The sequence below is a fragment of the Mycobacterium sp. genome (assembly GCF_049802695.1).
Lineage (GTDB): Bacteria > Actinomycetota > Actinomycetes > Mycobacteriales > Mycobacteriaceae > Mycobacterium.
This window is the reverse complement of record NZ_JBARMY010000410.1, coordinates 1-6,994: the sequence shown is the minus strand read 5'-3', so window position 1 is coordinate 6,994 and position 6,994 is coordinate 1. Positions and strand designations below refer to the sequence as shown.

Here is a 6,994-nt window from a genome sequence, read left to right as displayed (position 1 = left end):
CGGCGAGGGCAGACTCGACGACCAGTCGTTGCACGGCAAAGTGATCGGCGCGCTGGCCGCCGCGGCGCGCTCGCGGCAGGTCCCGCTACTGGTCCTGGCCGGTCAGGTCAGCCTCGACCAGCAAGCGCTGCGGGCCGTCGGCATCGTCGCTGCCTACGCCGTCGCCGACTACGCCGGTTCCGTTCGGTTGGCTCTTGACGACGCCGCCAACCAACTCACCGGCCTGGCCACCCAGGTGGCCACGCAGGTCGGGAATAGCGACTCAACAAGGTACCGTTGAGGCAGAGGGCTCAGTCCCGGTTCGACCGGCCCGGCATCGGGTGAGAGCCCGTCGAGCGATCAAAGACCTATAGGGAGAAGCAATGACCGTACAAGGCGAGACGACCACCGAGACCCACGGTGTGATCTTGACCGACGCCGCCGCTGCCAAGGCGAAGTCACTGCTGGACCAGGAGGGACGCGACGACCTGGCGCTGCGGATCGCGGTGCAGCCGGGGGGATGTGCCGGGCTGCGGTACAACCTCTTCTTCGACGACCGCACCCTGGACGGCGACCTGACCGCGGACTTCGGCGGCGTGACGCTGACGGTGGACCGGATGAGCGCCCCGTACGTTCAGGGCGCCTCCATCGACTTCGTCGACACCATCGAAAAGCAGGGCTTCACGATCGACAACCCGAACGCCACCGGTTCTTGCGCCTGCGGCGACTCGTTCAACTGACAAGTAGCGCCTGACGCCTGCTAGCGGTGATCGCGAGCCCGGGCTGAAAGCCGGGGGAAGCGGGTCGCCGCCATCAGGCTAGTACGCGCCCGCGGTACGCAGCACATACGAGCACACCAGGATCTGGCCGTGCTGCAGCAAGAGCTGGGCCAGTCCCTGCACCTGTTGGCGGGCCGGCCCGCCGGCCACCGGCTTCACCTGCATGGTGAACAGCACCTGCGTCTGGTACCTGGACAGGTATACGACCTTGTCGATCGAGGTGACCTGGGCCTGGCCGAATTGCTTGCGGAACGCGTCGCTGCTCAATTTCGCCAAGGCCTGATCCGACCGCCGGTCGCGCACTGCGTCGTAAAACCCGCACAACATGTTGCGCGCGACCGTGTCAATGTCCCGGTTCTGCAGGGCGGCCAGGTAATCCTGAATCGCTCCTTTTGCCGTCGCGTCGGAGAGCGTCGCCTCGGCGCTGGGCCGGTGCTGATGTGACCCCAATGCGACAGCGGCGGTCAGTGCGGCCACCAGGACGAGAGCGACCACGGTGCCGATGATCAACGGCCGCCGATTCTTTCGCGGGTAATTCACCGGCGGCGGCAACTGGCCCGGGTAGGCGGCCGACAGGCGCGCCGCATCGGCTTTGTTCGGCCCGGCGTAAATCGGTTGAGTGGGCAGCGGCTGGGAAGGGTGCGGGTCCATGTAAGGCGGTCCGTCGGCGGCCAGACCATAATTCCTCGGATGCGGACCGGCCATGTGGTGGTTCTCCTACGGTAGCGGGGAGTAGGACGGGAAGAGGTCGGCACGGTGTCGTCCGCGGCACTCGGGTCCCGGTGATATCTCTAGGCAGAGGCTAGCGCACCTGCGGCCGCCTGCTCTCGCGCGACGGGCACCGGAAGCCGGGTACTCTTTGCTAGACGAACTTAGGAAATGAAGGGTGGATGTTTCGTGGCGATCGCGGTGACCGGCTCTATTGCAACTGACAATCTGATGCGGTTCCCCGGCCGGTTCTCCGAACAACTGCTCGCCGACCACCTGCAGAAAGTGTCGCTCAGCTTCCTCGTCGACGATCTGGTGATCCACCGTGGCGGAGTCGCCGGCAATATCGCGTACGCCATCGGCGTGCTCGGTGGCGACGCCGTGCTGGTCGGTGCCGTCGGCGACGACTTCGGCGAGTACCGCGAGTGGCTGCAGTCGCACGGCGTCAACACCGACAACGTGCTGGTGTCCAGCACCGCACACACCGCCCGCTTCGTCTGCACCACCGACGTCGACATGGCGCAGATCGCGTCGTTCTACCCCGGCGCCATGTCGGAGGCCCGCAACATCAAGCTCGCCGACGTGGTCTCGGCCGTCGGCACCCCGGAGCTGGTCATCATCGGCGCCAACGACCCCGACGCGATGTTCCTGCACACCGAGGAATGCCGCAAACTCGGGCTGGCCTTTGCCGCCGACCCGTCGCAGCAGCTGGCTCGGTTGTCCGGTGACGAGATCCGCAAGCTGATCGACGGTGCCGCCTACTTGTTCACCAACGACTACGAATGGGACCTGCTGCTGTCGAAGACCGGCTGGACCGAAGCGGACGTGCTGGCTCAGGTCGACCTGCGGGTGACGACACTGGGCGCCAAGGGCGTCGACATCGTGGACCCCGACGGCAGCACCATCCACGTCGACGTCGTGCCCGAGACCAGTCAGACCGACCCCACCGGTGTCGGTGACGCCTTCCGGGCCGGTTTCCTGACCGGCCGCAGCGCCGGGCTGAACCTGGAACGCTCGGCGCAGCTCGGCTCGCTGGTGGCGGTGCTGGTGCTGGAGTCCACCGGCACCCAGGAATGGGACTGGGATCGCGACGCCGCGGTGAGCCGGCTGGCCGGCGCCTACGGTGACGACGCTGCCCGGGAGATCGCCGGCGCGCTCGCCTAGTTCCTCCGGCGTGTTCGCCGGGTACTGCCCGGCCACCAGACCCTTACAGCTGCACGGGGTAGTGCGGCTCACTGATATGCGGAACCACACTGCGCTCGACGAAGATCGCGTGCCACAGCATGAAGATCAGCACCGTCCACAGTCGGCGGCTGTGATCGGCCACGCCGCTGCGGTGCTCGTCGAGCATCCGGCGCACGGCGCCGACGTCGACGAACTGATCCGCCCCCGACGAGTGGACCGTCGCATACGCCCAGTCCAGCAGTTCGCCGGCGCGCAGCCAGTGCCGGATGGGCACCGGAAAGCCCAGCTTCGGCCGGTTGAGCACATGCGCCGGGACGATCGGCTCCAGGGCCCGCCGCAGCGCGTACTTGGTGGTGGTGCGGGTGATTTTGGCGTCCTGCGGCAGGCGCGACGCGACGGCGAAGACTTCGGCATCGAGGAACGGCACCCGCAACTCCAGCGAGTTGGCCATCGTCATCTTGTCGGCCTTGACCAGAATGTCGCCGCGCAGCCAGGTGAACAAGTCGATGTGCTGCATGCGCGCCACCGGGTCCCAGCCTTGCGACTCGGCGTAAACCGGCGCCGTCACGTCGGTATGGGTCCACTCCGGCCGAAAGCCGGGCAACACCGCACGTAACTGGTCGTCGGAGAAACTGCGCGCGTTGCCGTAGTAGCGCTGCTCCAGCGTCAGCGAACCGCGGTGCAGCAGGCTCTTGCCCCGCAGACCTTCGGGCAGCGGTTTGGACACCTTGCCCATCGAGCGACGCAGGGGTCCGGGCATGTAGTTGAAAGGCTTCAACGACAACGGTTCCCGGTAGATGGTGTAGCCACCGAACAATTCGTCGGCGCCCTCGCCGGAGAGCACCACTTTGACGTGTTTGCGCGCCTCGCGGGCCACGAAGAACAGCGGCACCAGCGCGGGGTCGGCCACCGGCTCGTCGAGGTACCAGACGATTTCGGGCAGCGCGGCGACGAACTCCGACGGACTGACCACTTTGGTGACATGTCGGGCCCCGATCGCATCGGCCGAGGCCACGGCGACATCGATCTCGGAGAATCCCTCGCGCTCGAAGCCGGTGGTGAAGGTGATCAGCCGCTGGTTGTGGCGGATGGCCAGCGCGGCGATCGCGGTGGAGTCGATGCCACCGGACAGGAATGCGCCGACGGTGACGTCCGCGCGCATGTGCTTGGCGACCGAATCCTCCAGGACGGCGGTGATCTCGTCGTAGCGGGCCTGCTCACTTCCGCGGCTGATCGGTGTGGCGGCGAACCGGGGCACGAAGTAGCGGGTGATCACCGGTTCGAGCCTGGCGGGGCGAATGCGGGCATAACAGCCCGATTCCAGTCGGCGCACCCCGCGGTGCAGGGTTTCCGGTTCGGGTACGTACTGCAGCACGGTGTAATGCTGGACGGCACGGTCGTCGATGTGGGTGTCGAACCCCACGACATCTGCCAGCTGCAACAGGCATTTCTTCTCGCTGGCCACCGCGGTGCCACCGGGCCCGGTCGCCATGAACAGCGGTTTGATGCCGAACGGGTCCCGCGCACATAGCAGTTCGCCGGTGACGGTGTCCCACAGCGCGAACGCGAACATGCCGCGCAGCCGGCCCAGCGCGTCCGTACCCCAGTAGTGGTAGGCGGCGATGATCGATTCGCCGTCGCCGTCGGTGGCGAACACGGCGCCGTGCACCGCGGCGAGCTCCTGACGCAACTCCACGTAGTTGTAGATCTCGCCGTTGAACACCAGCACGTAGCGGTCGGGTGTTTCCGGCGGCCCCCACCGCAGCGGCTGGTGGGAATGCGCGATGTCGATGATGGACAGCCGGTTGAAGCCGAATACCACCGGCCCGTCGGCCCAGGTGCTCGGCTCGTCGGGACCGCGGTGCCGCATCAGGTGCGAAGCGTCGGCCACGGCGGGGACGGCGCTGCCGGCAGTCTCGGCACCGACGACACTGCCATTCGAGGCACCCACCAAGGCCAGCAGTCCACACATCGGCGACCAGTATGCCGCAGGGCGACGTCCCTGCCCGCCGCGACCAGCGCTGTCGCGACCAGGCCGCACTGATCAGCGTCGCGTGGTCTACGCTGCGTAGTATTCGATTGCTGCGGCGAGTCGGCCGACCTGATCCCGCTTACGGGAAGTCCGGTCAGCCCAGCTGGTGATACAGGAGGCGCCACCGTGACACCGTGCGGTCCAAGCCGTTCGCAGTGCTCGCCCCGGCGCTTTCGCGAGGGCCGGGTGCTGCTGCTGGCCGCCATCCTGGGGACACTGGCGGTCAGCCTGAGCGGGTGCAGCTGGCAGGACGCGGTGGGCCTGGGCTGGCCGAAGGGCATCACCCCGGACGGCCACCTCAACCGCGAGCTGTGGATCGGATCGGTGATCGCCGCCCTGGTGGTCGGCGTCGTCGTCTTCGGGCTCATCTTCTGGTCCTCGGCTTTTCACCGCAAGCGGGCGACCGACACCGAACTGCCGCGCCAGTTCGGCTACAACATGCCGCTGGAGCTGGTGCTCACCGTCACACCGTTCCTGATCATCTCGGTGCTCTTCTACTTCACCATCGTGGTGCAGGAGAAGTTGCTGGAGCTCAAACCCGACCGAGAGGTCGTCGTCGACGTCACGGCGTTCCAGTGGGGCTGGAAGTTCGGGTACCAGGAGGTCAAGTTCAAAGACGGCACCCTCAGGTACGACGGTGCCGACCCGGCACGGAAACAGGCGATGGTCTCCAAGCCCCAAGGCGTCGACAAACACGGTGAGGAAATCGTCGGCCCGATCCGCGGACTCAACACCGAAGACCGCACCTACCTCAACTTCGACAGGGTCGAGACGGTGGGCAGCAGCACCGAGATACCGATCCTGGTGCTGCCGACCGGTAAGCGCATCGAATTTCAGTTGGCCTCGGTCGACGTCGTCCACGATTTCTGGGTGCCCGAATTCCTGTTCAAACGCGACGTCTTACCCAACCCGCAGGCCAACCATTCGGTGAACGTGTTCCAGATCGCCGAGATCACCAGAACCGGCGCCTTCGTCGGTCGGTGCGCCGAGTTATGCGGCACCTATCACTCGATGATGAACTTCGAGGTTCGGGTGGTGGCGCCCAACGACTTCAAGGCGTATTTGCAGCAACGAATCGCAGGCAAGACCAACGCCCAGGCGCTGTTGGCGATCAACCAACCGCCGACCGCGCTGAAGACGCACCCGTTCGACACCCGCCGCGGCGAGCTCTCCCGGACAGCGAGCAAGTAGGGAACACCCATGCACATCGAAGCCAGGCTGTTCGAGTTCGTGGCCGCCTTTTTCGTGCTGACGTCGGTGCTCTACGGCGCGCTGACCGCGGTTTTCGCCAACGGCGGGGTGGAATGGGCCGGCACCACGGCACTCGTGCTCACCGGTGGCATGGCGTTGATCGTGGCCACCTTCTTCCGGTTCGTGGCGCGTCGGCTGGACACCCGGCCCGAGGACTACGAAGGCGCTGAGATCAGCGACGGGGCAGGCGAGTTGGGTTTCTTCAGCCCGCACAGCTGGTGGCCGCTGTTGGTCGCGCTGTCCGGCGCGGTAGCGGCGGTGGGCATCGCGCTCTGGTTGCCGTGGCTGATCGGCGCGGGCGTGGTGTTCATACTCAGCTCCGCGGCCGGACTGGTCTTCGAGTACTACGTGGGGCCCGAGAAGCACTGAGCGGCGTCGGCCAGATCAGCAGCAAGGTCACAATCAAGGCACCAGTTGAGCCGCGGCCAGATCGCCAGAGCCATCCGCCGGGCCGGGTTGGGTAGGGTTGCCGAAGCACAATGGAGAACGTCCCGGCGCAAAGGTGGCAATCCAGCCGCGGTGCCGCGTGCTGGTGTTGGAATTGAACAGGGTAGGCAGACATGAGCGGGCCGAATCCACCGGGAGCGGACTCCGAAGATCTGGGCCGCGGCAACGAACCGGGCGGCGAACTGAATTCCGGCGTCGGGGCCGGTGCTGACAACGACTTGGCGGCAAACCCCGCTGAGCGCACCGGCGAGACCGACTTCTTCTCGCAGGCCTATTCGGCGCCGGAGTCCGAGCAGTTCAGCAGCGGCCCCTATCTGCCGGTCGATCTGGACCTCTACGACTACGACAGCTACGAGACGGCTGACGACGAAGGCGACGGCGGAGCGCCGCGCTGGCCCTGGGTGGTCGGCGTGGCCGCCATCCTGGCGGCGGTCGCCCTCGTAGTGTCGGTGTCGCTGCTGTTCGCCCGCAACGACACCAGCAAATTGGCCACTCCGGGGACTGCCGCTCCGTCGTCGCCGCCGTTTCAGGACGAGATCAGCGTCACCACCGCACCGCCGCCGCCCCCGCCCCCGCCGAGCAGCGAACCGCCACCGCCGCCGCCGCCCAGCGA

The 6,994-nt window shown here is 66.7% G+C and carries 7 protein-coding genes and 1 pseudogene; 6 read left to right on the top strand and 2 right to left on the bottom strand.

The genetic code is table 11. The features are described from left to right. Positions 1-280: glycerate kinase (locus WA317_RS16640; RefSeq protein WP_425174076.1), on the top strand; the 280-nt coding region annotated here is incomplete at its 5' end. 82 nt (positions 281-362) lie between these two features. Further along, a complete protein-coding gene (locus WA317_RS16635) occupies positions 363-719 on the top strand; it encodes an iron-sulfur cluster assembly accessory protein (protein WP_425174075.1) in 357 nt (118 codons plus the stop codon). 78 nt (positions 720-797) lie between these two features. Here WA317_RS16635 and WA317_RS16630 read toward each other — a convergent pair whose 3' ends face one another. Further along, entirely contained in the window at positions 798-1,463 is a 666-nt protein-coding gene (locus WA317_RS16630) for a hypothetical protein (RefSeq protein ID WP_425174074.1), read from the bottom strand. Between the two features lie 192 nt (positions 1,464-1,655). Here WA317_RS16630 and WA317_RS16625 point away from each other — a divergent pair, with 192 nt between their 5' ends. Then, the gene (locus tag WA317_RS16625) at positions 1,656-2,630 is read left to right on the top strand and encodes a carbohydrate kinase family protein (protein ID WP_425174073.1); all 975 of its coding nucleotides are present in this window, start codon (positions 1,656-1,658) and stop codon (positions 2,628-2,630) included. A 43-nt stretch (positions 2,631-2,673) separates the two neighbouring features. Here the strand turns inward: WA317_RS16625 and asnB are convergent, their stop codons facing one another. After that, positions 2,674-4,623 (bottom strand): asparagine synthase (glutamine-hydrolyzing), encoded by a 1,950-nt coding sequence (asnB, locus tag WA317_RS16620; protein ID WP_425174072.1) that lies wholly within the window; start codon positions 4,621-4,623, stop codon positions 2,674-2,676. Between the two features lie 186 nt (positions 4,624-4,809). On the opposite strand from asnB, the gene WA317_RS16615 reads away from it, so the two are divergent. The 3 genes and pseudogenes from WA317_RS16615 to WA317_RS16605 form a co-directional block, all read left to right on the top strand. After that, a complete protein-coding gene (locus tag WA317_RS16615; protein ID WP_425174071.1) occupies positions 4,810-5,874 on the top strand; it encodes a cytochrome c oxidase subunit II in 1,065 nt (354 codons plus the stop codon). Positions 5,875-5,883: 9 nt separating this feature from the next. Next, positions 5,884-6,303, top strand: a complete 420-nt coding sequence (locus WA317_RS16610; RefSeq protein WP_425174070.1) for a cytochrome c oxidase subunit 4 — start codon at positions 5,884-5,886, stop codon at positions 6,301-6,303. A gap of 191 nt (positions 6,304-6,494) precedes the next feature. Next, a pseudogene (locus WA317_RS16605) lies at positions 6,495-6,994 on the top strand (MmpS family transport accessory protein); the annotation flags it as partial.

Coding starts and splice junctions, on each gene's coding strand:
- asnB (WP_425174072.1), bottom strand. CDS start 4,623: ATGTGTGGACTGCTGGCCTTGGTGGGTGCCTCGAATGGCAGTGTCGTC.
- WA317_RS16610 (WP_425174070.1), top strand. CDS start 5,884: ATGCACATCGAAGCCAGGCTGTTCGAGTTCGTGGCCGCCTTTTTCGTG.
- WA317_RS16635 (WP_425174075.1), top strand. CDS start 363: ATGACCGTACAAGGCGAGACGACCACCGAGACCCACGGTGTGATCTTG.
- WA317_RS16630 (WP_425174074.1), bottom strand. CDS start 1,463: ATGGCCGGTCCGCATCCGAGGAATTATGGTCTGGCCGCCGACGGACCG.